At 56.7% G+C, this 25,523-nt stretch carries 25 protein-coding genes, 2 tRNA genes and 1 pseudogene; 11 read left to right on the plus strand and 17 right to left on the minus strand.

The features are described from left to right. Positions 1 to 29: 29 nt before the first annotated feature. A tRNA-Tyr gene (locus DHN10_RS19685) sits at positions 30 to 113 on the minus strand. A gap of 125 nt (positions 114 to 238) precedes the next feature. Between DHN10_RS19685 and rlmB the strand changes: the two genes are divergently transcribed. From rlmB to DHN10_RS07470, 3 genes are all read left to right on the plus strand, one after another. Beyond that, on the plus strand, positions 239 to 1,015 hold the full coding sequence (gene rlmB / locus DHN10_RS07460) for a 23S rRNA (guanosine(2251)-2'-O)-methyltransferase RlmB (RefSeq protein ID WP_108815127.1): 777 nt from the start codon (positions 239 to 241) through the stop codon (positions 1,013 to 1,015). Between the two features lie 263 nt (positions 1,016 to 1,278). Continuing rightward, entirely contained in the window at positions 1,279 to 1,752 is a 474-nt protein-coding gene (locus DHN10_RS07465; protein ID WP_108814643.1) for a CoA-binding protein, read from the plus strand. A 191-nt stretch (positions 1,753 to 1,943) separates the two neighbouring features. Next, positions 1,944 to 3,287: a serine/threonine-protein kinase gene (locus tag DHN10_RS07470; RefSeq protein ID WP_108814644.1), complete on the plus strand. Its 1,344-nt coding sequence runs from the start codon at positions 1,944 to 1,946 to the stop codon at positions 3,285 to 3,287. Here the strand turns inward: DHN10_RS07470 and DHN10_RS07475 are convergent. Then, the gene (locus DHN10_RS07475; RefSeq protein ID WP_108814645.1) at positions 3,284 to 3,601 is read right to left on the minus strand and encodes a phosphoribosyl-ATP diphosphatase; all 318 of its coding nucleotides are present in this window, start codon (positions 3,599 to 3,601) and stop codon (positions 3,284 to 3,286) included. The two genes, DHN10_RS07470 and DHN10_RS07475, sit on opposite strands and share 4 nt — an antisense overlap. Beyond that, positions 3,598 to 4,359: an imidazole glycerol phosphate synthase subunit HisF gene (gene hisF, locus DHN10_RS07480; protein WP_108814646.1), complete on the minus strand. Its 762-nt coding sequence runs from the start codon at positions 4,357 to 4,359 to the stop codon at positions 3,598 to 3,600. The genes DHN10_RS07475 and hisF overlap by 4 nt, the downstream gene beginning before the upstream one ends. Positions 4,360 to 4,461: 102 nt before the next feature. Between hisF and DHN10_RS07485 the strand changes: the two genes are divergently transcribed. Then, complete coding sequence (locus tag DHN10_RS07485; protein WP_108814647.1) at positions 4,462 to 4,908, plus strand: DUF302 domain-containing protein; 447 nt, start codon at positions 4,462 to 4,464, stop codon at positions 4,906 to 4,908. Here DHN10_RS07485 and DHN10_RS07490 read toward each other — a convergent pair. Both DHN10_RS07490 and hisA read right to left on the minus strand, forming a co-directional pair. After that, a complete protein-coding gene (locus DHN10_RS07490; protein WP_108814648.1) occupies positions 4,905 to 5,360 on the minus strand; it encodes a DUF2867 domain-containing protein in 456 nt (151 codons plus the stop codon). The two genes, DHN10_RS07485 and DHN10_RS07490, sit on opposite strands and share 4 nt — an antisense overlap. A 3-nt stretch (positions 5,361 to 5,363) precedes the next feature. After that, positions 5,364 to 6,083, minus strand: a complete 720-nt coding sequence (hisA, locus tag DHN10_RS07495) for a 1-(5-phosphoribosyl)-5-[(5-phosphoribosylamino)methylideneamino]imidazole-4-carboxamide isomerase (protein WP_108814649.1) — start codon at positions 6,081 to 6,083, stop codon at positions 5,364 to 5,366. Between the two features lie 137 nt (positions 6,084 to 6,220). Here hisA and DHN10_RS07500 point away from each other — a divergent pair, with 137 nt between their 5' ends. The 5 genes and pseudogenes from DHN10_RS07500 (at position 6,221) to DHN10_RS07520 (ending at position 10,100) form a co-directional block, all read left to right on the plus strand. Then, positions 6,221 to 6,607 carry a DUF2147 domain-containing protein gene (locus DHN10_RS07500; protein ID WP_108814650.1) on the plus strand — a complete coding sequence of 129 codons (387 nt, stop codon included), beginning with the start codon at positions 6,221 to 6,223 and terminating at the stop codon, positions 6,605 to 6,607. A 164-nt stretch (positions 6,608 to 6,771) separates the two neighbouring features. Further along, on the plus strand, positions 6,772 to 7,194 hold the full coding sequence (locus DHN10_RS07505; protein WP_108814651.1) for a DUF1636 domain-containing protein: 423 nt from the start codon (positions 6,772 to 6,774) through the stop codon (positions 7,192 to 7,194). Between the two features lie 52 nt (positions 7,195 to 7,246). Beyond that, positions 7,247 to 7,849 (plus strand): annotated as a pseudogene (locus DHN10_RS07510) (ABC transporter ATP-binding protein); the annotation flags it as partial. 262 nt (positions 7,850 to 8,111) lie between these two features. Beyond that, positions 8,112 to 9,047, plus strand: a complete 936-nt coding sequence (locus DHN10_RS07515; protein ID WP_108814653.1) for an ABC transporter substrate-binding protein — start codon at positions 8,112 to 8,114, stop codon at positions 9,045 to 9,047. A gap of 3 nt (positions 9,048 to 9,050) precedes the next feature. Continuing rightward, the gene (locus tag DHN10_RS07520; RefSeq protein WP_108814654.1) at positions 9,051 to 10,100 is read left to right on the plus strand and encodes a FecCD family ABC transporter permease; all 1,050 of its coding nucleotides are present in this window, start codon (positions 9,051 to 9,053) and stop codon (positions 10,098 to 10,100) included. A 373-nt stretch (positions 10,101 to 10,473) separates the two neighbouring features. Here DHN10_RS07520 and DHN10_RS07525 read toward each other — a convergent pair whose 3' ends face one another. The 7 genes from DHN10_RS07525 to hisB all read right to left on the minus strand — a co-directional run bounded on the left by DHN10_RS07525 (position 10,474) and on the right by hisB (position 15,852). Beyond that, on the minus strand, positions 10,474 to 11,490 hold the full coding sequence (locus tag DHN10_RS07525) for a nickel/cobalt transporter (protein ID WP_108814655.1): 1,017 nt from the start codon (positions 11,488 to 11,490) through the stop codon (positions 10,474 to 10,476). Beyond that, the gene (locus tag DHN10_RS07530) at positions 11,481 to 12,086 is read right to left on the minus strand and encodes a DUF1007 family protein (RefSeq protein WP_159086950.1); all 606 of its coding nucleotides are present in this window, start codon (positions 12,084 to 12,086) and stop codon (positions 11,481 to 11,483) included. Before DHN10_RS07530 ends, DHN10_RS07525 begins: the two co-directional genes overlap by 10 nt. A gap of 73 nt (positions 12,087 to 12,159) precedes the next feature. Beyond that, on the minus strand, positions 12,160 to 13,233 hold the full coding sequence (locus tag DHN10_RS07535) for a CobW family GTP-binding protein (protein ID WP_108814657.1): 1,074 nt from the start codon (positions 13,231 to 13,233) through the stop codon (positions 12,160 to 12,162). A gap of 105 nt (positions 13,234 to 13,338) precedes the next feature. Next, positions 13,339 to 13,770, minus strand: a complete 432-nt coding sequence (locus DHN10_RS07540) for an RrF2 family transcriptional regulator (protein ID WP_108814658.1) — start codon at positions 13,768 to 13,770, stop codon at positions 13,339 to 13,341. Between the two features lie 310 nt (positions 13,771 to 14,080). After that, complete coding sequence (locus DHN10_RS07545; protein ID WP_108814659.1) at positions 14,081 to 14,554, minus strand: lytic transglycosylase domain-containing protein; 474 nt, start codon at positions 14,552 to 14,554, stop codon at positions 14,081 to 14,083. Between the two features lie 75 nt (positions 14,555 to 14,629). Next, positions 14,630 to 15,268 (minus strand): imidazole glycerol phosphate synthase subunit HisH, encoded by a 639-nt coding sequence (hisH, locus tag DHN10_RS07550; protein ID WP_108814660.1) that lies wholly within the window; start codon positions 15,266 to 15,268, stop codon positions 14,630 to 14,632. Next, positions 15,265 to 15,852: an imidazoleglycerol-phosphate dehydratase HisB gene (hisB, locus tag DHN10_RS07555; protein ID WP_108814661.1), complete on the minus strand. Its 588-nt coding sequence runs from the start codon at positions 15,850 to 15,852 to the stop codon at positions 15,265 to 15,267. The genes hisH and hisB overlap by 4 nt, the downstream gene beginning before the upstream one ends. Positions 15,853 to 16,120: 268 nt before the next feature. On the opposite strand from hisB, the gene DHN10_RS07560 reads away from it, so the two are divergent. Continuing rightward, a complete protein-coding gene (locus DHN10_RS07560) occupies positions 16,121 to 16,768 on the plus strand; it encodes a hypothetical protein (protein ID WP_108814662.1) in 648 nt (215 codons plus the stop codon). A gap of 112 nt (positions 16,769 to 16,880) precedes the next feature. Here the strand turns inward: DHN10_RS07560 and DHN10_RS07565 are convergent. The 5 genes from DHN10_RS07565 to DHN10_RS07585 form a co-directional block, all read right to left on the minus strand. Continuing rightward, positions 16,881 to 16,955, minus strand: a tRNA-Gly gene (locus DHN10_RS07565). An 81-nt stretch (positions 16,956 to 17,036) separates the two neighbouring features. Then, positions 17,037 to 17,870, minus strand: a complete 834-nt coding sequence (locus DHN10_RS07570) for a phosphodiesterase (protein WP_108814663.1) — start codon at positions 17,868 to 17,870, stop codon at positions 17,037 to 17,039. 4 nt (positions 17,871 to 17,874) lie between these two features. Beyond that, positions 17,875 to 18,264, minus strand: coding sequence for a VOC family protein (locus DHN10_RS07575; RefSeq protein ID WP_108814664.1), 390 nt, complete (start codon positions 18,262 to 18,264; stop codon positions 17,875 to 17,877). After that, positions 18,261 to 21,704 carry a pyruvate carboxylase gene (locus DHN10_RS07580; RefSeq protein WP_108814665.1) on the minus strand — a complete coding sequence of 1,148 codons (3,444 nt, stop codon included), beginning with the start codon at positions 21,702 to 21,704 and terminating at the stop codon, positions 18,261 to 18,263. Before DHN10_RS07580 ends, DHN10_RS07575 begins: the two co-directional genes overlap by 4 nt. Before the next feature lie 60 nt (positions 21,705 to 21,764). Beyond that, positions 21,765 to 22,904 (minus strand): alpha-hydroxy acid oxidase, encoded by a 1,140-nt coding sequence (locus DHN10_RS07585; RefSeq protein WP_108814666.1) that lies wholly within the window; start codon positions 22,902 to 22,904, stop codon positions 21,765 to 21,767. A gap of 141 nt (positions 22,905 to 23,045) precedes the next feature. Here DHN10_RS07585 and DHN10_RS07590 point away from each other — a divergent pair, with 141 nt between their 5' ends. After that, positions 23,046 to 25,508: an ATP-dependent helicase gene (locus DHN10_RS07590; RefSeq protein ID WP_108814667.1), complete on the plus strand. Its 2,463-nt coding sequence runs from the start codon at positions 23,046 to 23,048 to the stop codon at positions 25,506 to 25,508. Positions 25,509 to 25,523: the final 15 nt, after the last annotated feature.

The following is a 25,523-nucleotide window of genomic DNA, read 5'->3' on the forward strand; positions in this document are numbered from 1 at the left end:
GTATTCTATTCGGCTTTTGTCAGAAAGAATGGTGGGCGACCCTGGAATCGAACCAGGCGTGAGTCGCCTCGAGGGAGTTACAGTCCCCTGCCACACCTTGCGGCCTGTCGCCCACTGACGGGGTGACTACCTGCGGCCCAAGGGTGCGTCAACTGCAAAAATGGGGAATATTGTGCTGCACTTCACAGCCCATGATTTGTCGGGTATCGCCTGCGAGGAACCAAGGATCGGAAACACCATGAAAAAGCCCAAGTGGGTTATCGCCAAGGAACAGGCCAAGCGGCAGGCCGCACAGGAAACTGTCTGGCTTTTTGGTCTGCATGCGGTGCGCGATGCGCTGGAAAACCCTGCGCGCGAAAAGCTGCGTCTGGTAGTGACGCGCAATGCGCTGGATCGGCTGGGCGAGGCGGTGCCGCAAAGCGGGATGGAACCTGAGATTTCGGACCCGCGCAAATTTGCAGCCCCTCTTGATCCGCAATCGGTGCATCAAGGCGCGGCGCTGGAGGTCAAGGCACTTGATTGGGGCAGTTTAGAGGACGTGGCCTTAAGCGAAGGGCCGATGCCACAGCGCATCGTGCTACTGGACCGTGTGACTGACCCGCACAATGTGGGTGCGATCCTGCGCTCGGCTGAGGTGTTCGGCGCGCGCGCCGTTATTGCCATGAATCGCCATGCCGCCCCTGAAACCGGAGCGCTGGCCAAAACCGCCAGCGGGGCCTTGGAGCGGCAACCATATCTGCGGGTACGCAATCTGGCTGACGCCATAGTCGCATTGCAGGATATGGGCTATCTGGTGCTGGGTTTGGATGGCGAGGCAGAGCAGACCATCGAACAGGCCGTTGACGGCAAGCGTGATCGACCTATCGCATTGGTAATGGGCGCTGAGGGGCCCGGTCTACGCGAAAAGACCCGCGAAACCTGTGATCATTTGGTGCGCATTGACGCAGCAGCAGGATTTGGGTCGCTCAATGTCTCCAATGCGGCCGCCGTTGCCCTTTATGCTGTGAAGGCCTGAACGAAAGAAACGCGCAACGGGCGTCACGGACATTGCAACCTGCTGGAAGATATGGCGGACGAGGTCGTTGACTGATTCCACACGCACGACCCATCACGATTGCCTGATCACCGCTTCTTAACCTCTGCAACCTACCTAAATTAAGTAGTGGGAGCGCGTTTTGGAACCAACGCGTTCCAACTCACTGTCCCTCGTTCCATAACTTGCGCCCGGAGTTTCTCCGGGCGCTTTTTTGTTGTTCCAAAAGGGGATAGGACTTGGGTATGGACTATTCTGACGACCATCTGCGCATGATCCTTGACCGTACCAAGGCGGTGGCGGTTGTTGGCGTGTCCGCCAATCAGGTGCGCCCTAGTTTCTATGTGGCCCGCTATCTAGGGCTCAAGGGGTATCGGGTGATCCCGGTGAACCCCGGATTGGCTGGGCAAACCCTTTTGGGCGAAACGGTCTATGGTGATGTCACCGATATTCCTGATGATGTTGATATGGTTGATATTTTTCGGCGCTCCGATGCCGTTCCGCCAATCGTTGACGCGGCTTTGGCGCGCTGGCCCGCGCTGCAAACCGTTTGGATGCAGATTGGCGTAATGCATGCCGGGGCGGCTGCAGTGGCGCAGGCGCGTGGTGTCGATGTGATACAGAATCGATGCCCCAAGATTGAGTATCAGCGCCTGTTCGGAGAATTGCGGATGGGTGGATTCGCCACCGGGATCATCTCTTCCAAATTGCCGCGCTGACGATACTTGCCGGATGTCTGGTCGCCTTGCACAGCAAAGCGGCATGTCGCGAATGCTTTGCCAGTTAAATGGCTTTCGCTATCAATTGAAAACTCTTCTTCATTGACAAAACCCTATGCACTCTACCTATAATGGCGTGTTCCATGATGAGTGAATGGTTTCCAGTCGACACCCAAGACAACGGATGACCCATGGAAGAAACCAGGATAATCGATTTTGCCGAGGCCTATGAAGTTCAGGTCGAAGCGCTGCCTATGGGCGCGGATTTGCTGGGAGGCAAATTCAAGGTCGAACGTCAGATCGGCAGTGGTGGTTTTGGAATCACCTACCTTGCCCAGGATATTTATCTAGAGCGCAACGTCGTCATCAAAGAGTGTTTTCCCGAGGCGTTCAGCTTTCGCTTTGGCAACATGGTCAAGGTGAACTCGCCCCGACATGAGGCGCAGTACCGCAAGACTGTTGAAATGTTCATGCGCGAAGCGCGCAGCATCGCCAAGATGCGTCACCCCAATATCGTCAGCGTGCATCAGGTTTTTGAAGAGAACGAGACCGCCTATATGGTGCTTGACCTAATCGAAGGCCGCGACCTTTTGGACATCATTAGCGATGACAACGATCTGCTTAAGCCCGATCAGATTAGTGCGATGCTTGTCAAACTGCTGGATGCAGTGGAACTGGTGCATCGCCACGATCTGCTGCACCGCGATATTTCGCCGGACAATATCCTGCTCGACAAATGGGGCAGCCCGTCACTGATCGATTTTGGGGCCGCTCGCGAGGAAGCCAGCACCAAAACCAATGAGGCATCCACCATGCTGGTCGTCAAAGACGGCTACTCTCCGCATGAATTCTACGTCTCCGGCGGCAAGCAGGGGCCATGCAGCGATCTTTATGCGCTGGGTGCGACCATGTATCACCTGATTTCGGGCGAGGCCCCGCCCAATAGCCAGACCCGCGTATCGGAACTCACCGGCACCGGCACCGATCCGTATGAACCGCTGACAGGCCGTTTTCCACAATATGAAAAGGCGTTTCTGGAAGCTATCGACACCGCGATGAGCGTGCCACCAAAGGACCGCCATCAATCCGCCAAAGACTGGCTGAGCCTGATCGAGCAGGAAGGCAAACAGGTCAAAGTTGTGGACATCCCCGAATCCAAGGTCCTTAGCAAAACGCTGAGCGAGCTGGTCTCGGAGACAAATAAACACGTCATGACCGCGCCACGCGAACCCGTCGAAGAACTGGCACCAAAGCCGGCGGCGGCGACCAAAACCAGCACATTCAGTCCCGAATGGGTGGAAGAGTTCAATCGCGAAACCTCTGAAGTGGCCCATCGCCAGCGCGAGCAAGAACGCGCGGAGGCTGCGGCCGCAAGCATGGCGGAAGCCGCACGGATTGCCAGAGAATCACGGGTTGCCGAAGAGGCACGTCTCGCTCAAGAGGCAAAGCTGGGGTCGCGGCGCAAGCTGGAGGCTGAAAACGCCATTCTGCCGCGCAATCTGTTGGATTGGGTTTCGCGCAGTAAGCCGGGCTAGGATTTGTCGCCGCGCGCGGCCTTTTCTGCAATGCCCGAGGTGCCGTGACGTTTGGCCAGTTCCGCAACCACATCACCCAGCGTGACATCCCGTGCCGTGAGCATCACCAAGAGATGATAAAGCACATCTGCCGCCTCTGAGGTCAGCCGCGCTTTGTCGCCTTTCACTGCCTCAATGATGGCCTCAATCGCTTCCTCGCCAAATTTCTCGGCGCATTTCTCTGGCCCTTGGGACAAGAGTTTGGCCGTCCAGCTGCTGTCGGGGTCGCCGTCTTTGCGTGACGCAATCAGAGTGGCAAGATCATCAAGTGTCATGTCAGCCTCACAGGGATGCCATTGGCAGCCATATGGGCTTTGGCTTCGCCAATGGTGTAGGTGCCAAAGTGAAAGATGGAGGCGGCCAATACGGCAGACGCACCGCCTTGGGTCACACCTTCCACAAGATGGTCCAGCGTGCCCACGCCGCCAGAGGCGATTACCGGCACGTCAACCGCGTCAGAGATGGCGCGCGTTAACGGCAGGTTGAACCCGGATTTCGTGCCATCCCGGTCCATCGAGGTTAGCAATATCTCCCCGGCACCTTTTTCGACGACCGTTTTGGCGAATGCCACGGCATCAATGCCCGTCGCCCGTCTGCCGCCGTGGGTGAAAATTTCCCACCTTCCGGGGCTGACCGTTTTGGCGTCAATGGCCACAACAATACACTGCGAACCAAAGCGCATCGCGGCCTCGGCCACCACATCGGGGTTGGCCACAGCTGCCGAATTGAAACTGACCTTGTCGGCACCAGCCAAAAGCAGGTTGCGCACATCGTGGTGAGTGCGCACACCGCCGCCGATGGTCAACGGCATAAAGCATTGTTCGGCTGTGCGAGTGGCCAGATCAAACATCGTGCCCCGGTTTTCTTCGGTGGCCATGATGTCGAGAAAACACAGCTCATCCGCACCAGCGGCGTTATAGGCGATGGCCGCATCGACGGGGTCGCCAGCGTCGATCAGATCGACAAAGTTCACGCCTTTGACAACGCGCCCGTCGGCGACATCAAGGCAGGGAATGATCCGGGTCTTCAACATGGCGTGATCTCTAGGCGGAATAGCGCGAAATGGGAAGGGGCAGGGTGGTCTGTTGGTGTGAAATGCGGCCTAATCAAAGGCGCTGGAAATGGGAGCTATGCAATGAAAACCACAATCGCCGCTGCCCTGATTGGGCTTTGCGCCGCACCACTATGGGCTGAAAATATGATGAAACCCTCACCACTCTCTGTCGCTGAAACCATCGACGGGCTAGAGGCCGCTGTCACCGGGGCAGGGGCCACGGTCTTTGCCCGCGTCGATCATGCCGCAGGCGCTGAAAGCGTCGGCAAATCTATCCCCGATGCAACGCTGTTGATCTTCGGCAACCCCGCGCTGGGCACATTGGCAATGGAGCAGGACATACGCGCCGGTCTGATGCTGCCTTTGCGTGTGTTGGCTTACACTGATGCCGACGGGAACACGCAAGTGACGTGGACACCGGCAGAAGAATTGCTTGAAGGTTTGGATATCGCGCCCGATGCCGAGGTCGTCGGCAAGATCAACGGCGCGCTTAACATGCTGACCGATAAGGCGATTTCGGCAAGCTAAGCCCGCGCCACGCGGGCCAAGGCATTGCGCGCAATTGCGATATGAAACGGCATGATCGCTGCGAGGTAGATCCTGCCGCCGATATTGTGCGGTGCCACCCAAGTGGCCAAGCTGACATGCCCCTCATGTGACAGGACCGACACCAGAAAATTCAGGTGTTTGTCATCGAACCCGGCAATGACTTCGGTGTCGGTTTCACTTTGCAGCGGAAAGGGGCCCAGCTTGTCTGCGGCCTCTGGTCCGTCAGCGCTCAGACCGAATGGAGCGGTCAGAGCGCCGCGTAGGATCAACAGACCTTTCGCCCAGCCCGGGAAATCGGTGATGATTTCGGCGGCGTCCCTTGGGGGCAAGTTGGAGGCAACGCTGTAACAATCCAGAAAATCGCCTGTGACCCTGTGCTGATGCAATGCACTGGGTGCTGGCAGATCAATCTTTCGTAACGTTGCGGACATGGGTCACGCCTTCAGATGGGTCAGTGCACCTTCAAGATCAATCGCCCCGTCATAAAGCGCACGCCCCGAAATTGCGCCCGAGATCACCCCGGTGGCTTTCAGTGCTGTCAGATCATCCATTGACGACACTCCGCCAGAGGCAATTACAGGGATATCCACGGCCCGCGCCAGATCGGCAGTTGCATCGATATTCGGACCCTTCATCGCACCGTCGCGCAGAATGTCGGTATAGATGATCGCCGCGATACCTGCGTCTTCGAACGATTTCGCCAGATCAGTGACCATCACATCAGTCTCTTCGGCCCAGCCACGTGTTGCCACACGGCCATTGCGCGCATCAAGCCCAACAGCAACCTTACCGGGGAACGCTTTTGCGGCCTCGCGCACCAGATCGGGGTTTTCCACAGCGACGGTGCCAAGGATGACCCGTGCCAGCCCTTTGTCCAGCCAACGCTCAATCGTGGCCATGTCGCGGATGCCGCCACCCAGTTGGGCGGGCACTGGGCAGGCCTTCAGGATCGCCTCAACCGGGGCAGCATTCACAGGTTCACCTGCAAAAGCTCCGTTGAGGTCCACCAGATGCAGCCACTCACAGCCAGCGACGACAAATGCCTTGGCCTGCGCCGCCGGATCATCGTTGAAAACAGTCGTCTGATCCATATCGCCATGCACCAGCCGCACAGCGTTTCCGTCTTTGAGATCAATGGCAGGATAGAGGATCATTGTGGGCACCTTTTGTTGTTGCGGTCTTTATGCATGGGCGGTGTTGGAATGCAATCAGGCGCAATGGACCCAACGTCAGACTTGATTAGCAGTGCTGCACGACCCCATGCTGCGCACATATTCGGGAGGAATGACCTATGAAACGACTTATGATACTTGCAGCAGCCCTGATTGCCTTTGCAACGGGTGCGGCAGCACAGGACGCTGTTGGCGTTTGGCAGACAGAAGTTGACGACGGCGCTTATGCGCATATCACCATCGCACCTTGCGGCAATGCCGTCTGCGGTGTGATCAGCCGGACGTTTAACGCCGATGGCGAATACCAGTCCGAAAACATCGGCAAAACGCTGGTCATCGACATGGTATCACAGGGCGGCGGCGCCTACGAAGGCTCTGTCTGGCGTCCGTCTAACAACAAGATTTACATCGGCAAGATGGATGTGGACGGCAATGCACTGCGCCTGCGCGGCTGTGTGGCTGGCGGACTGATCTGTTCCAGCCAGAACTGGGTTCGTGTAGGGTAAACCCGACACCAGCATGACTTAGAAAAGACCCTCGCTGCGCGAGGGTCTTTTTTTTGCCTGCCTTTGCACTGCCTTGCCTTTCGCATCTATTGAGCTTGACGTCATGTAACACATAGGGTTACTTAATGAAATGTTATAACATTACACCTTGAGGCCACGGGTATATGAGTGACGAACGCGCAGTTTTGTCGATCTGCATTACATGTCGGGACGGTCGTGAGACTGAAACTGGTACCCGTGGCGGGTCGCGCCTTGCAGAAGTAATCCACGCAGAAATTGGCGGGCTGGCAGCCGCTGGCGTGGCGTGTCGCGGCGTCAAATGTATGAGCCATTGCAAACGACCTTGCATTGTATCAGTAAGCCAAAACGACAAGTTCACCTATGTCTTTGGCGATCTTGATCCCCACAAACCCGCGCACGCACAAGCGCTGATTGAACTTGTGGAACGGTACAACAAGGCTCCTGAAGGCTTTCTCCAGCGGATGGATCGGCCTGAGTTTCTGAGGGCCAATATTCTTGGACGATTCCCGCCTATCCGCAGCGTGTCGCCATTGGTGTTGCGACTCGATCCGATCGTTGCAGAATGACCTGCGTTCGGGCAACCTGCCATCTGCTGGGGCAGCACACGAGGATTGAGACATGAAAGACCTGCCGACTTACCACGCCCTTCATGATGGCACTCAACCGTGTCAGTCACCTACGGGTCCGGTTGCTGCTGCTCATCTAAAGGTCGAGAACGCTTGCTGGTCTGTGCCAAAGAGCAAACAGCGTGTATTGCATCCGGTTAGTTTTGAACTGACGCCGGGTCGAGTTCTTGGTGTTGTTGGACCAAATGGGGCCGGAAAGTCGACGCTCCTGCGGTTGCTATACCGTTTTCACGCCCCATCCGAAGGAACTGTTGAAATCGACGGAACCGACATCTGGACCTTGTCGGCCCGTGAAGCTGCGCAATCCGTCGCCGCAGTCTTGCAAGAGCAACCAACTGACTTTGCCCTGAATGTGCGGGAGATCGTCGCACTCGGGCGCACGCCGCATCGAAAAGGCTTTGGCGGCATGTCGGGGGCAAAAGACGCCGCCACTGTGCAGGATGCGTTGGATCGTCTTGATTTGGGCCGTTTTGCACACCGCCGACTTGGCACTCTATCGGGCGGCGAACGACAGCGCGTGATGGTTGCCCGCGCCTTGGCGCAAGAGCCTCGTCTTCTCATCTTGGATGAACCGACAAATCACCTTGATATTCGACATCAACTCGAAGTTCTGGCCCTGATCCGCGACCTGCCGCTTACGATTGTCACAACATTGCATGATCTGAACATGGCGGCAGCGGCCTGTGACGACGTGTTGATGCTTCAAGATGGGCATCCACTCGGATTTGGCCCCCCCGACATCGTTCTCACCGAAGGAACCGTCTCAAAGGCATTCTTTGTGACAGCAAAGCAAGAACGTCTTGCACCTAGCGACACTAATCACCTGACATACCAACTTTAGATCTAAGGAAACCACCATGAGACTTATCGTTCTCAGCGCCCTTTCGCTCGGCCTGAGCGCAGGGCTGGCCTCTGCCGAAACCAGTGTTCAAAGCTGTAACCGTACAGTGGTTTTCGACGCGCCGCCTGAGCGCGCAATCTCTAATGATGTAAACCTGACCGAGATGATGTTGGTGCTTGGTTTGACCGACCACATGGTCGGCTACACTGGCATCAATGGCTGGAACAAGCTCGACGCGGAAATGCGCGAGGGTGTCGCGGCATTGCCCGAGTTATCCGAACGCTACCCGTCGAAAGAGGTCCTCGTTGGCGCAGATGCTGACTTTTTCTTTGCAGGCTGGAACTACGGAATGAAAGTTGGGGGCGAGGTCACACCCGACACCTTGGAGCCCTTCGGCATTCAGGTCTATGAGCTGACGGAAAGCTGCATCCATATCATGGACAAAGACCGGGCCAGTATCGAGGACATGTATGCAGACCTTATGAACCTCGGTCTTATTTTTGATGTCGAAGACAGGGCCACCGCTCTTGTGGATAGCTACAGGGCAGACCTCGCGACGTTTACTGATGATCTCGAAACCGGTGAACCGCTGCGGGTTTTTGTTTACGATAGTGGTGAAGATGCGCCGTTTACCGCAGGGCTTTTTGCCATGCCCACCGCGTTGATTGAGTCTGCGGGTGGCACGAATGTCATGGAGGGCTTTGAGAAAAGCTGGGGCACAGTGACCTGGGAAGAGGTTGTCGAACAGAACCCCGAAGTGATTGTGATCGTCAACTACGGTGAAGTAACCGCAGAGCAAAAACGTGATTTCATGATGTCGAACCCTGCTTTCGCAGAGATCGACGCCGTACGGAATGACCGTTTCGTGACCCTCGAATATGTTGAGGCCACGCCGGGTCCGCGCAACATTCAAGCGATCAAAACCCTTGCCGAAGCGTTCTGGAAAAATTGATCGATGAGTGACCCCATAGCACGATCAACCCCAGCAAAATGGGCAAGCATATCCTTTCTTTTGCTTGGCGGTATGTTGGTGCTGCTTGTGTCTTTGTCCATTGCAGTATCCGTGGGGGCCGTTGCGGTTCCTGCGGGTACGGTCTGGGGTGTCTTGGCCAACAAGCTGTCGCCAGGTTTCGTCGAACAAACTTGGAGCCAAGGCCGCGAAGCGATCGTCTGGAATATCCGCTTTCCACGCGCAATCTTGGCGATGATGGTGGGCGCAGGTCTCGCAATCGTCGGTGCCAGTCTTCAGGCAGTGACGCGCAACCCGTTGGCTGATCCCCACCTTTTGGGTATCTCATCAGGGGGCGCGTTTGGTGCTATATTCGCCTTACTCCATTCGGGTTTGTTTCTGGGGGTTTTGACGGTACCGCTGTTGGCATTCATCGGGGCACTTGCCGCGACATTGATCGTTCTTGGCGTCTCGCGCCTCGCCGACGCATCCAGCGCGGATCGGTTGGTTCTTGCCGGTGTCGCTGTCTCTTTCATCATCATGGCTGCAGCAAACGGATTGATATTCCTTGGCGATCCGCGTGCCTCCCATACGGTCGTCTTCTGGATGCTCGGCGGCCTTGGTCTCGCGCAATGGGATCAATTGATCTACCCGCTCGTGATTCTGATCCTTTGCGGCGCGTGGCTGGCTTTGCGGACAACCCAATTGAACGCAATGACAATTGGGGATGAAACTGCCGCCACACTCGGTATAGCAGTTGCGCGATTCAGGTTGGTCGTTTTTGTGATCGGAGCCCTCATCACCGGCGTCATGGTCGCATTCTCGGGTATTATTGGGTTTGTCGGTCTGATGGTCCCGCATATTGCACGCATGCTTGTCGGGGGCGATTACACCCGTGTTCTGCCGGCGTCAGCATTAGTCGGTGCAATCTTTCTGCTCTGGGCTGATATTGCCGCCCGCACGGTCATGGCACCAGAAGACATGCCAATTGGCATCGTGACCGGGCTTGTTGGCGGCATGTTTTTCGTATGGCTGCTTGGGAGGCGTTCCCTTTGAAGCACGATGTAGCCAATTGTCGGGGGCGGTGTGGTCCCCGATAACCGAAACAGAGAGATTTCGGTTGAGAGGATGGCATGGAGGTGACGCGTATGCAGTCCGTGACATCCTTGGTGATCCAAATGTCATGGAACACAGCAAAAATGGCGCGCTGACCTGGCTGACACAGGCGCAACGTCTCCAAGATGCGGTGTCCCCGAAGGCTATAGATACTCTGCTGATTTGCCTTGCGAATACACGAAAACAATCATCGCTCAATCCGGGTGCTCAAGAAACTGGGGATGAGTTTGCTAGGCGGCGTTATGCGCGACGGATACAATTAGGCTGACCGCTTTTATGCAAAAAATATGTGAACCCCAACAGTGCCCAGCGATCACAAGGTAAGCTTGAAACCTAATAGACCCAAGCTGATCAAAGCAATCGTTGCACCTGAAAAGACTTGTATCCCTGGCATGACAAAGCGCCACCCCCGGCCCGCTTTAGATGAAAACACAGCGATACTGCGGGCGGCAACACTTGAAATTGCAACCAATGACGTCAGTGCGGCGGTACCAAACCCCATGGCCAGAACAGCGAGCGCGCCAGCAAGCGCGAGATCCATTTGCCATGCTATCACAAGTAAGAATATGGCGCCGGTACATGGACGAATTGCAATGCTCAGCACCAGAACCACCGCATCGCGTAAAGAACTGACACGGGCGGCCTGTTCAGGCGTGGGGCCATGGGCACCGCAGTTGCAATCCTCAACACAAGACGTGAGAACCGCGGTCTCTTGCGGAACTGCCCATTTGTTTCCGGTCTTGGTAAAACCTGTCGCATGCGCAATCGCGTGTTGCTTTGCGAATGAATACCCGCCGGAAGAGCCGAGACCGCGGCTGGTTTGACGGCTTCCCATGGACCTCTCAACCCGTGCTAAGGCTTGTAACCCGCGCCACACAAGCAATAGGCCCACGCTCGCAATAGCAAGATAGCTCAACGGAGCCAGGTAGTCCTCTGCTAGCGTGGTCATCTGCTGGGCGGACACTTCAATGAACAAGAATCCACCAAAAACCAAAACGATGGCCCAAAGACTTTGTGTGAGGCTAGAAACGGTGGCCAATCCGACAAGCTTGCGGACAGAAACAGACGTTCCCAACCCCACACCGCCGACAAGATATTTTCCGTGACCGGGCCCTAGTGCATGGACAAATCCGTATGCCATTGTAGCACCCAGCAGCGCAAAATAGGCGTAGATATCGCCGCCCTTCAGCGCGCGTATGGCGCCAGCCATTTGGTTTTGAAAATCGCGCTGGGCGTCAACGGCCCAAATCGCGACCCGACTAAGATCGATTGCCCCAATCGCGAGAGATGCAGCTATCAGCGCTGTAACGAGAGCCAGCACTACGCGCATATCATAACAATTCTGTCTGCAAACAATGCCCCAACATCGGCCATCGCCGGCGTCTCCTCTCGGTTTAGCCGGGATAGCGTTGCTTGCATTTCCTGATCTTGTGCTGCGGGTTCGTACTTGAAGACCTCCTCACTGCATCGGTTTGCAGAACCTACAAACTGGGGCTGCTCTGTGATGGTAAATGCGTAAAAGTAAGTTGACTCATAAAAGGCAACTTCCGCGGTCAGGTCGGCCAAGCCGACCGCTTCATGCAAGTCTCTTGTGAAAGTAACCCGCAACCTGCCATCAACTATCTGAGCATCCAGATCTCTTGGCCATTGCAGCGAAACGGGTTGTCCGCCGACAGTTAGGTGCGCAGAGCCATCAAAATCACTGGGCCAATTACTGCGATGTTGTACAAGCGCCCGCCGGTCAATCTCATCCAATTCGCCCTCGGCGTTCAACGAAAGGTTATAGGAAGACAACATGTAGAGAGTTTCAAAGTCGTCGTAGAGCCATGTGACGTCCAACGCAACGAGACTGTTGTCGTCGAATACAAAGTTCACACCACCATCGACAAAAACATGTGGGTGTCCGGCAGCAGGACCAGCACTCACGGCGATTACGCCGCAGAGCACGGGGGCCCGACACGCGCAGATAACTTGCCGCTTCACCCAATTCAAAGTCGGCCTAACCGGCATTTGTCACCGCAATCTCGGCATCTTTGGATAGCGGCTTTAAGCAGCGTCGCAAACGGTTCTCCGACATATCGCGGGCAATTATGATGATCCTGCTCGTTTGATCGTTCTGATCCCAATCTTTGATTGGTACCGGATCATCAAAGATATGCTGAACGCCGTGGAACACAAAAGGCGCTTCAATACCTTGGAGAAATACAAGGCCTTTGACCCGCAACAAGTTGGGTCCGCGCAAAGCCACAAAATCAGTGAGCCAGTCGTCAAGGACGTGACCCTCAAGCGGCTTGTCTAGTACGATTGAGGCACTGCGAATACGATTGTCATGGGGAGAAAATGACGCGCTATCTGCCGACTTAGGAGCGAGGCCAGAGAGGTTCTGCAGCGGATCGCTTGGCGTAGGCTTCGGCATCTGCAACCAATCGAGTGCCTCAGTTTGCGTCACACCATTACGCACACCTGACAGACCCCACATATGCTGATGAGCGTTTTCGCCTCGAATGGCTCTGACGATAGGGGCGGTTGGGTTCAGCCCCCGCAACCTCGTTTCAATTGCTGCGACAGCTTCGGGTTCGACAACATCAGTCTTGCTCAAGATGATCACATCGGCACCCGCTGCCTGCGATACGGCTTCAAACTGCGTATCCAACGTCGTCATTCCGTTGGCGGCATCGGCGATAGTGACCACGCCGTCCAACCGCGTTGTTCGCTTGAGGTCTCGGTCGTTCACAAGGGTCTGTACGATTGGCCCAGGGTCGGCCAGACCCGTCGTTTCGATCACAACGCGGTCAAATTGCAGTTTACCTGACGCGCGCTTGTCGATCAGTCCCAGCATTGTACGTGCAAGATCTCCTCGCACCGAACAGCAAAGACAACCCGAAGACATTAGCACGATCTCACCGGTACTTTCCGTGATAAGATCATGGTCAAGCCCTGCTTCACCAAACTCATTGACGATCACGGCGACACGCCCGCCCGTACTGTCAGTAAGAACCGAATTGAGAAGGGTCGTCTTCCCAGCCCCCAAGAATCCGGTCAGAAGCGTCACTGGCACACGTTGATCAGTCATGCTGTTTTTTTCTGCTTTTCGATGGTTGCAGAAATACCGATAAGCGCTGCTCCGATCATGCTGAAACACAGCAAAAGCTTAGACACTGGCTTGCCGGTGGCGATATCAATGGGCATGAGAAGGTTCCCGTTTTGTTGAATTTTGAATATCTGCAATCGTTGTTCGCGACAGACGCTCAACCAAGCTTTCCTCGATGTCCTTCATGATCTGAGAGACCTGAACCTCAAGGGATTGCGCCACCGAACATGTTCTGGCGTCGGTTTGCCCCCTCGGCGCGACAAAACTCTCGCCGAGTGCATCATAAACGTCCGCTAACGTGATGTGTTTCGTCTCGCGCGCCAATCGCCATCCCCCTGAGTGCCCACGTTCGGACAATAGCAAACCCGCCGAACGTAGTTTGCCCAGAACCCGCCGGACGACGACTGGATTGGTCCCAGCATGATCCGCGATGTCAGCAGATGTTTGAGCATCTTCGGTGTCAAATGCCATATGACTGAGTGTGTGCAGCGCCAAAGACAAACGCGAATTCCGCTTCATGTGACTGCTCCGTCCTCTGTAATCAGACACCCGTAACTGCTATTGTTACAATAAGTCCACCGCTTGCATAGCCCTATGCAGCATTCTTCGGAAATCGACGCTAATTTAAAGCCGACCTTGGATTTGTAGGCGCTTCCGAGGTTGGATGGGCACTGGCGGAACCAAAAGTAATCCGTAACACTGGATGACCGATCTGGCGATCAGTGTTGCCATGTCGCGATAGGGGTGCTGCACATGCAAAGTAATGCTGCGCTAGCGAAGGTGGAAAACCCAATGGCAGGTTTGTCCCGTAACACCGCCATTCATCGCCCTAACGCAACCCCGTTTCCTCCAACAATCCCAGCCGCTTGGCCTCATAATAGTAGCCACGCGCGTACCAACTCACTGCCTCTGCCTCGTCCCCGCCTGACACCAGCCATGCACCGCGCAGATACCGACCGGCGTAGATCAGATTGGTTTCGGCATCCAGTAGGCCTTCGGGCGATCCACGATGGCCCATGCTGCGCGCAGTTTCGGGCAAGATTTGCATCAACCCATAGTAGGGCCCATTGCGCGCCCAAGGGCGGTGCGTGCTTTCGCGAATGATCACCCGGTGCAGCAAGGTCACCGGGATATCATGCACGCCAGCGTATTTGTTGATCAGCGCACGCAATTCCGGGGTTTCGTTGGGGTAAAGCGGGATGTCGGCCGCGCGGCTTGTTGGGCGGTGCCGATCCCGCCTGCGGCCACAGGCGCTTAGGCCCGCTGCAACGGTTATCATGATCATCTGACGTCGAATTAACATATGCTCTGCCCTTTGATTATATTTTGGACAGACCATCGTTTCGCCAGCCTTGCTATGCAATAGCGCAGTCAGAGATCAGGGCGTCCACGTCAGAAAATTGCCGATCATGCGCAATCCTGCGCCTTGGCTTTTCTCAGGGTGGAACTGCGTGCCGATCATTGTGTCGCGCCCGATAATGGCCGTGACTTCGCCCGCATAATCGACATGCGCCAGCCGCTCGGTGGGGTCGGTCACGTCCATCGCATAAGAATGCACGAAATAGGCGTGATCGCCCGATGTGATCCCGTCAAGCACAGGGTGCGGATGATCAATCACCAGATCGTTCCAACCCATATGCGGCACCTTAAGCGTCGGATCGGCAGGTGCGATCTTGCGGATATTCCCCGCAATCCAACCAAAGCCAGGTGTCTCTTCATGCTCGTGGCCGGTCGTGGCCATCATCTGCATGCCCACGCAGATACCCATAAAGGGGCGGGCACGCTGGGTCACAGCCTCAACAATTGCTTCGGCCAAACCGGTGCGCGCAAAAAGCTCTGCCCGGCAATGGGGGAATGCACCGTCGCCGGGCAGCACGATACGGTCTGCCGCAGCCACAACGTCGGGGTCCGAAGTCACGACAATGGGGCCGGCGCCCACCTCTGCCGCCATCCGTTCAAAGGCCTTCTGGGCAGAGTGCAGGTTGCCGCTGTCGTAGTCGACAAGCGCGGTTGTCATAGGCTGCCCTTGGTGGACGGGATGGCGTCAGCCTTGCGTGGGTCGGTTTCAACCGCTTCACGTAGGGCGCGTGCCACGGCCTTAAACGCGGCTTCGGCGATGTGGTGGGCGTTAAAACCATGCAGCTTATCGATGTGCAGCGTGATGCCGCCATGAGTGCTGAGCGCTTGAAAGAACTCGCGGACCAGTTCGGTATCAAACGTGCCGATCTTGCCAAACGGCAGATCAAGATTGCAGATCAGATAAGGCCGCGCGGAAAGGTCCAGCGCGCAGCGCACCTGCGCATCATCCATGGCAAGGTGACAAGACCCATAGCGGCGGATGCCGCGTTTGTCGCCCAATGCATTTGTCAGGGCCTGACCTAGTGCAATGCCGACATCCTCCACGGTGTGGTGATCATCAATGTGCAGATCACCCTGCGCGCGGATGGTCATGTCGATCAACGCGTGGCGCGACAGTTGATCCAGCATGTGGTCAAAGAAACCCACGCCGGTCTGATTGTCATATTGCCCGGTCCCATCGAGGTTGATGGTGACGGTGATATCCGTCTCGGCCGTTTGCCGTTTGATCGTCGCTGTGCGCATCGCTCGCGTCCTTTGTTTTCTACGTGCTCTATAGGGGCAAGCGGAGCAGGGGCCAAGCCTGTCTAAATTCCGTTGTGTCTTTTCAGCAAAATTTAAGTTTTGGATTCTTATGGTGACGGCAGCTGTCACATATCAGGAGAATCCGATGAAAGCCCTCATCCTACGCCACGATGCACAAGACGCGATCGCAACTTCGCAAGCGCTTGCCGACAAAGGGTTTCAGATCCTTTGCGTGGATACCCTGTCCGTTGCACATGCGTAGATCCGCATGGATACGGTTGACCTTGTGGTTTTGGATGAACGTGTTGAGGGGCAGCTGACCCATGCGATCGCGCTGTCAGGTGAGCGCAAAAACCCTTATCAGAGCGCGATCATGCTGACCGACCGGCCCGGTGCGGACAGTGATGATCTTTATGATCTGATCCCCAGTCTTTATGCGCTCGTCGGTACGGATGTTAAGGCCAATATGTTAGGAAAATTGGCGTTCTCTGCGGTCAGCAACTTGGATATGATTGCCTCACGGGTTGATCGACAGATTGCGGCTGAAAAGGCGGAACTTGACCTGATCGAACCTGCTGAGATTGCAGTTGAAGAAACAGCGGCGGACGCGCTGTTCCTTGATGCGGCGATGTTGGTGACACCTGACGATGATGGCGAAAGTGGCGCACCTGCCTGTGCAGATATCGCCATCGTCGCCCCTGCGATGGCAGAAATTGCAGCGGCGGGGACTGTGCCGCTTGAAAAGATCCCAGATGTCGTGATTGCAGAAGCCGTGACTGCTCCGACCGAAGTGGCGCCGCTTGAGAAGGTCGAAGATGCTGTGATGGCCGAGGTTGCAGCACTGTTCCGCAGTCATCCGCTATCGCATCTGGCAGGCGGGCAGCGCCCTGCGGCGGCACAGGCGCAAGCGTCATAGGGCTGTGGCGCTGTGGTTGTCGTAGGATGAGTATCTCAAGGGTTCTACCGCTCACCTAACGATAGAAAACCAAAAGGCCGCAGCAGATGCTGCGGCCTTTTGGTTTTCGAAATGGAGCGGGCGATGAGATTCGAACTCACGACCCTAACCTTGGCAAGGTTATGCTCTACCCCTGAGCTACGCCCGCATCCGTTTCGTTGGGCTGATCTATAAAGACTCACCTAATCTTGCAAGACCAAAATCACCGCCAATTGCAGTTTTTCCGTGCTTACCCGCCGTCTTTCGCGTGATCGGCCATGTCATAGCCGCCGTAAATGCGCACATCGGGCAGCCCGACATCTTCGCTGTGCAAGATTACTCCGTCATCGGCCAATAATGCGATGCCATAGGCGCCCGGTTCATTTGATGACAGGTGTGAATTGGGTGTTTGCAGTTCCAGCACGCCTTGATGGCAGGGGCTTTTGAACATTGTCCAGGGTACGCCCCGCGCATTGCCCGAAATCGTGCGGTGGATATGGCCGCAGATCAGGTGCAGATTGCCGTGGCTTGCAAGCAGATCAAGCAGCGCACGCCCGTCGGCCAGCATGATGCGGTCCATACCTGTGATGCCGGTTTGAAAGGGGGGATGGTGAATGCAGACAAGGGCATGCCGCCCGCCGCGCGTTTCAAGTGCTGCAGTCAGAAAGGCAAGACGATCAGCGCAGAGCTTGCCACTGTGATGCCCGGCAACATAGGGCGGGCCATCCAGCGAATCGAGTGTGATGATCCGGTGGTTGCCCAGGTCCATCACCTGTTGGATATGCCCTGCAGGGCTTTGTGATGCATCCGGGAACACCTCCAGAAAGGCGTCACGGCGGTCATGATTGCCCAGCATTGGAAGGACTGGAACAGGGATTTGCGCCAGCAGCAGTTTGAGCGCTTGGTATTCAGCCGCCGTGCCGTGATGCGTCAAATCCCCCAGCAATACCATGGCGGCTGCATCCGCATGATCGGCAAGGGTCGCATCAAGCACAGCTTGCAACCGTGCCGCCGGATCAAGCCCGATGATCGTCTCGCCCGGCGCACAGATATGCAGATCACTGATGAACAAGACTTTCTGCATGGAGCTACCTCTTAAATCTGATCAAATCCCAACGATTGCCGAATGGATCAGAAAAAACCGCGACTTGTCCATAGGGTTCGTCACGCGGGGCTTCTTCGAAGGTCACGCCATTGGCGCGCATCGCTGCATAATCGCGCGCGAAATCATCCGTTTGCAGGAACAGCCAGACGCGGCCACCACCTTGTTGGCCAATCGCCGCGATCTGATCGTCGCCCAAGGCCTTGGCCAGCAAGAACGCCGTTTGCGCGCCGGCGGGGGCGACCCGCACCCAGCGTTTGCCGCCCCCTAGATCGGTATCCTCCAACAGATCAAAGCCCATCTGCCCTACAAAAAAAGCGATGCCCGCGGCGTAATCGGGCACCAGAATGGACAGCAGAGCGAGGTTCTGGGTCACTCGAACTCGATCAGCAGATCTTTGGCGTCAATCTGCCCACCGGCCTGCACATGCACTGCCTTCACCACCGCATCGCGTTCTGCGTGAATTCCAGTTTCCATCTTCATGGCCTCAATGGTCAGCAGTAGATCGCCTTCTTTGACCTCGTTGCCCGCGATTGCCGCAACGGTGGCCACAACGCCGGGCATTGGCGCACCGATATGGTTGGCGTTGCCCGCTTCGGCCTTGGGTCGCGAGATTTTTTCAGAGGCCGCAAGGCGGTTCATCACACGAATGGTGCGCGGTTGGCCGTTCAGTTCAAAGAAGACTTTCACTTCGCCGTCTTCGTTCATGTCCGCTACAGCCTGCAGCCGGATTTCAAGGATTTTGCCGGGGTCAATCTCGGCAACAATCTCTTCGCCCGGTTCCATTCCGTAAAAGAACGTGCGCGTGGGCAAGGTGCGAACCGGGCCATAGGTCCGGTGGCGGCCCATGTAATCAAGGAACACCTTAGGGTACATCAGATACCCGTTGAGGTCCTCATCATCGATGGCCATGCCGTCGAGTTGTGCTGCGAGGTCCGCGCGCGTTGCATCAAGATCAACAGGTTTGAGCGATTTGCCGGGCCGCGCGGTAATCGGCTTGTCGCCTTTCAGTGCTTTTTTCTGGATTGCCTTGGGCCAGCCACCGGGCGGTTGGCCCAGATCGCCGCGCAGCATATCCACAACGCTATCGGGAAAGACCACGTCAACGTCCGGGTCTTCGACCTGCGACCGCGTCAGGTTCTGGCTGACCATCATCAGGGCCATATCGCCGACCACCTTGGATGATGGCGTGACCTTTACGATATCACCGAACATCGCGTTCACATCGGCATAGGTCTGGGCCACCTCGTGCCAGCGTTCTTCCAATCCCAGCGACCGGGCTTGCGCCTTGAGGTTGGTGAACTGGCCACCGGGCATTTCATGCAAATAGACTTCGGACGCGGGCGCCTGCAGCCCGCTTTCAAAGGCTGCGTAATGCGCGCGGACCTGTTCGAAATAGTTGCTGATCTCGCGGATCGCCGCGATATCAAGGCCGGTGTCGCGGGTATCGCCCTTCAGCGCCTCAGCAATCGACCCCAATGTCGGTTGCGACGTGTTGCCTGACAGCGCATCCATCGCCGCATCTACACAGTCAACCCCGGCCGCCGAGGCCGCCAATACGGTCGCAATCGCCGCACCCGAGGTGTCATGGGTGTGGAAGTGGATCGGCAGGTTGGTTTCGTCTTTCAACGCTTTGACCAATGCCGTGGCTGCGGCAGGTTTTAGCAGGCCTGCCATATCCTTGAGGCCCAGCACATGCGCGCCTGCGGCCTCCAATTCCTTGGCCATGCCGACATAGTACTTCAGATCGTATTTTGACCGGGCCGGGTCGAGCAGATCGCCAGTATAGCAGATCGTGCCCTCGCAGACCTTCTCGGCCTTGATCACCGCGTCCATTGCCACGCGCATGTTTTCGACCCAATTGAGGCTGTCGAACACGCGGAACACATCGACGCCGGAACTGGCCGCCTGTGCCACAAAGTTCTGCACGACATTGTCAGGATAATTGGTGTAACCCACCCCGTTTGAGGCGCGCAGCAGCATTTGTGTCATGATGTTCGGCATAGCCTTGCGGATATCGCGCAGGCGCTGCCAGGGGCATTCCTGCAGGAATCGGTAGGCTACATCAAACGTCGCGCCACCCCAGCATTCAACGCTGAACAGCTGGTGCATATTGGCGGCATAGGCAGGTGCTGCCTTGATCATATCGATGGAGCGCATGCGTGTCGCCAGCAGCGATTGGTGCCCGTCGCGCATCGTTGTATCGGTGATCAGCAGTTGCTTTTGGTCGCGCATCCAATCGGCCACGGCCGCTGGCCCGAACTGGTCCAGAATATTGCGGGTACCGGGGGTGATGTCTGTTGTTGGCTTCACCGGTTGGCGGGGTGGTTTGACGTCCGCGGCAGGGCGCTGTCGTCCGGCGGTTTCAGGATGCCCGTTCACGGTGATATCCGCGATGTATGTCAGGATCTTGGTTGCCCGGTCGCGCCGTTTGGTGAAGTTGAAAAGGTTCGGTGTCTCATCAATAAATTTGGTGTGATATTCATTGCTGAGGAAGACCGGGTGCTTAAGCAGGTTTTCGACAAAGGCGATGTTGGTCGATACGCCACGAATACGGAATTCGCGCAAGGCGCGGTCCATACGTGCAATCGACATTTCAGGTGTGGGCGCGCGCGCGGTCACTTTGGTCAGCAAGCTGTCATAGTAGCGCGTGATCACGGCGCCGGAATAGGCCGTGCCGCCGTCCAGACGGATGCCGGGGCCAGTGGCCGAACGGTACATCTGGATGCGCCCATAGTCGGGGATGAAGTTGTTTTGCGGGTCTTCGGTTGTTACGCGGCACTGCAGCGCGTGGCCGTCCAGTTTCACGTCATATTGCGACGCGCAGCCTGTGGCCTCGACCAGTGATTTGCCTTCTGCGATCAGGATTTGCGCACGCACGATGTCGATCCCCGTGACCTCTTCGGTCACGGTATGCTCTACCTGCACGCGCGGATTTACTTCGATAAAGTAGAATTCGCCGCTGTCCATATCCATGAGGAATTCGACGGTGCCAGCACATTCATAGTTCACATGTTGGCAGATTTTCTTGCCCAGATTGCAAATTTGTTCGCGCTGAGTGCCGCTCAAATACGGGGCAGGCGCGCGCTCAACCACCTTTTGGTTGCGGCGCTGCACGGAACAATCCCGTTCCCATAGGTGGTAAATTTGGCCGTGGCTATCGCCGAGGATTTGCACTTCAACGTGGCGTGCGCGCATGATCATCTTTTCCAGATAACCTTCGCCGTTGCCAAATGCGGCTTCAGCTTCGCGACGACCTTCGAGCACCTTTTCTTCCAGCTCATCCTCGGACATGATTGGGCGCATGCCGCGTCCGCCGCCGCCCCAAGAAGCCTTAAGCATAAGGGGATAACCGACCTTTGCCGCTTCTTTTTTGATGGCCTTCATGTCATCGCCAAGCACTTCGGTTGCAGGGATAACAGGCACACCTGCCTCGATCGCGACACGCCGCGCGCTGGCTTTGTCACCCAATGCGCGCATGGTTTCGGCCTTGGGGCCGATAAAGGTGATGCCGTTGGCCGCACAGGCATCCACAAATTCCGGATTCTCAGAAAGCAGGCCATAGCCGGGGTGGATCGCATCCGCGCCAGACATCTTGGCCACGCGGATAATTTCATCAATCGACAGGTAGGCGGCAACGGGGCCTAGGTCTTCGCCGATGCGATACGCCTCATCCGCTTTGAAGCGGTGCAGACCCAGTTTGTCCTCTTCTGCAAAGACCGCGACGGTCTTCTTACCCATCTCATTGGCGGCACGCATAATGCGGATCGCAATCTCGCCGCGGTTGGCAATTAGGATTTTGTTAAACTCGGTCATGGCAGTCTCCTTCGCAGTTGCAGCACTCGTATGCGGCAAATGACGTGGCGTCCATAACGATTATTGTGTAATTTTCAGGCGTTGGGGCAGGTCGAGAAGCGTCTTAGCACCCAATTGCCCCATATTGCTGATCATGTCCTGACGCAGAATATCCAGAACATGTGCAGCGCCCGGTTCTCCCAAAGCGCCCAGCCCATAGTGAAAGGCGCGCCCCAACATGACAAAGTCCGCGCCCATGGCCAGCGCGCGTAAAACGTCCAAACCGCCCTCAACCCCACTATCAAAGATGACGGGCAGAGGAGTGGCCGCGCGGACGGCGGGCAGGGTTTCGATGGTCGCAGGGCCACCGTCAAACTGGCGACCAGCATGGTTGCTGACCCAGATTGCATCCGCGCCCTCATCCGTCAGGCGGGCCGCGTCGTCAGGATTGCCAACCCCTTTGACAATCAAGGGCCCGTCCCAGACATCGCGCAGGGATTTGAAGTAATCCCAGTCGGGCGAGGTGCGCAGCAGATAGCCAATGTGATGGTTGGACGGCAACGCCGTGCGGTTCTCTGTATAGCTTTCCATCAGCCGGAGGCGTGGCATGCCGGTCTTTCGAATGCCGCTTAGCCATGCAGGGCATTGCGCGGCTTGCATCGCAAGGCGCAGGTTGAGCTTTGGGGGATTGGTCAGACCCGCCCGCGTCTGCCGCTCGCGCCGCGAGGCGACAGGCACATCGACGGTCAGCACAATGGTGTGAAACCCGCTGTCCTTGGCGCGTTTGAGGATGTCATCGCGAATGGCGGGATCGCGCGGGGGGTAAAGTTGAAACCACCCCTGTGTGCCCGCATGTGGCCCCACGTCCTCAGGCAATTGGCTGGCCACGGTTGACAGAGTGTAGGGAATGCCTTCACGGGCGGCGGTGCGGGCCAGCATCTGCTCTGCCCCCGGCCAGACAAGGCCCGACATGCCAACCGGGGCAATCCCGATTGGCAAGGGGTGGGCGTGACCAAGCAGGGTGGTGGACAGATCAGGGGTGAATTCCCCATGCAGGATTGAGGGGGCCATCAACACCTGATCAAGTGCTGTCCGGTTACGCCGCTGCGTGGCCTCTACCCCGGTCGCGCTATCAAGATACTCCCACACAAAATGCGGGATACGGCGGCGGGCGCGTGCCTTGAGATCAGATATCGCGGGATAGCGGGCATGCAAGGTCATGGTCCGAGGCTATGGCCGGTGTTGCGGGTTTGGCAATGCTCGGATGTCTTCGGCGGGGATATTTTTGGGCCTGTGATGGCGGGTGAGAACGTAAGCAGAACAAGGCTTTTCACGGCTGGGTCTTGGCGCTATGTAAGGAGGATGAACAGTTTTTCCGAAGATGACGCCTTTGAAGCGGCCGCAATGCCACTGAGCCAGCGCGCGATGGCGCGGCCCAATGCGGCTTATCTGGACAGTCTGAACCCGGCGCAGCGCGAAGCGGTTCAAACGCTTGATGGGCCTGTTTTGATGTTGGCTGGCGCGGGGACAGGCAAGACCAAGGCGTTGACGACGCGCATCGCTCATCTGCTGGCGACAGGCACGGCGCGCCCTCATGAGATTTTGGCGGTGACCTTTACCAATAAGGCCGCACGCGAAATGAAGAACCGTATTGGCGGGCTGATGGGGGAAGCGGTGGAGGGGATGCCCTGGCTGGGCACGTTCCACTCGGTTTGCGCGAAATTGCTAAGGCGTCATGCGGAACTGGTTGGGTTGAAATCAAGTTTCACCATCCTCGACACCGACGACCAAATCCGCCTGATGAAGCAGTTGATCGTTGCCGCTGGCATTGATGAAAAACGCTGGCCTGCGCGGATGCTGTCGGGGATCATCGATGGCTGGAAGAACAAGGCAATCACGCCCGAGAATGTCCCAGTGGCCGACAGCGGAGCCTTTGATCACAAGGGCCCACAGCTTTATGCCGCTTATCAGAGGCGTTTGCTTGAGCTGAATGCCGTCGATTTCGGCGATATTCTGCTGCATATGGTGGTGATCTTTCAGAAACACCCAGACGTGCTAGAACAATATCAGCGCTGGTTCCGCTACATCCTTGTTGACGAATATCAGGATACCAACGTGGCCCAATATATGTGGCTGCGCCTGCTTGCCGCCGGGCATAAGAACATCTGTTGCGTGGGTGACGACGATCAATCCATCTATGGTTGGCGCGGGGCCGAAGTGGGCAACATCCTGCGGTTCGAGGCGGATTTTCCCGGCGCGCATGTGGTGCGGCTGGAGGAGAATTACCGATCAACCCCGCATATTCTGGCCGCGGCCTCTGACGTGATTTCTGCCAACAAGGGGCGGTTGGGCAAGACCCTGTTCACATCACGCACAGATGGCGAAAAAGTCCGCCTGATCGGTCATTGGGATGGTGAGGAAGAAGCGCGCTGGATCGGCGAAGAAGTCGAGGCGATGCAGCGCGGTACGCGTGGATTGAACCCAGTGGGGCTTGACGCGATGGCGATCCTTGTGCGCGCCAGCCATCAGATGCGTGCGTTTGAGGACCGCTTTCTATCGATTGGCTTGCCCTATCGTGTCATAGGCGGCCCGCGCTTTTACGAGCGGATGGAGATCCGTGACGCGATGGCCTATTTCCGGCTGGCGGTTAACCGCTCTGATCAACTTGCATTTGATCGGGTGGTTAATGTTCCGAAGAGGGGGATGGGGCCGAAGGGTTTGGCGGCTATTGCCGAGATCGCGCGTGACAATGAGATAGGTTCAATCGATGCAGTTGGGATTGCCCTCGAAAGGGGCCTACTGAAGGGCAAAGCTGGTCATGCGATGTCGGAGTTCTTGCAGCGCATCGAACAATGGAATTTGCAAGTTGCTGCTGACGAATACACGCACATAGAACTGGCGGAACTTATTCTTGAAGAGAGTGGCTATATAGATTCGTTCTTTGCACCCCAGTCAGATGAAGAAATTGAGCGTTCCGAGCCTCGGAAGCATAAAGACCTGGAAGCGCCGGGGCGGTTGGAGAACCTCAAGGAACTCGTCAAGGCACTTGAGAATTTCGAGAACCTGCAAGGGTTCCTCGAACATATCAGTCTGGTCATGGAAAACGAGACTGACGAAGCCGAGGAGAAGGTTAGCATCATGACCCTACATGCGGCAAAGGGGTTGGAATTTCCCGCGGTTTTCCTGCCGGGGTGGGAGGATGGGTTGTTCCCTTCGCAGCGTGGCATGGATGAAGGCGGCACAAAAATGGTTGACGGAGAAAGGATCTCTATTGGCCTCGAAGAGGAACGTCGATTGGCCTACGTCGGAATCACGCGGGCGGAAGAAGTGTGCACCATTTCGTTCGCATCCAACCGGCGCGTTTATGGTCAATGGCAGTCCCAAATGCCCTCGCGGTTCATCGACGAACTGCCCCCCGATCATGTTGAGGTGTTGACGCCGCCGGGCCTTTATGGTGGCGGATATGGTGCGGCTGGCATGGGCGGATCAGCTTCACCTGCGATTGCGGGCATGGCCGGGTCGGACTTGCATGAGAAGGCGCATAAGGCGGATGTCTATAACTCTCCCGGCTGGAAGCGTTTGCAGGCGCGAGGCGCGCAACGCCGCATGTCGCAGCCGTCTGAAGCGCGCAATATGACAATTGATCTGGATGCGGTCAGCGCCTTTACCGAAGGTGAGCGGGTGTTTCATCAGAAGTTCGGTTATGGCGAGGTCATGGGCATCGAAGGTGACAAACTGCTTATCGAATTTGACAAGGCCGGGTCGAAACATGTGGTCGCGCGCTTTGTGGTCAGCGCGGATCAGGCGGATGATGTGCCGTTTTAGGGCATCCCACGCGTG

The sequence above is a fragment of the Loktanella sp. Alg231-35 genome, assembly GCF_900143545.1.
GTDB lineage: Bacteria > Pseudomonadota > Alphaproteobacteria > Rhodobacterales > Rhodobacteraceae > Yoonia.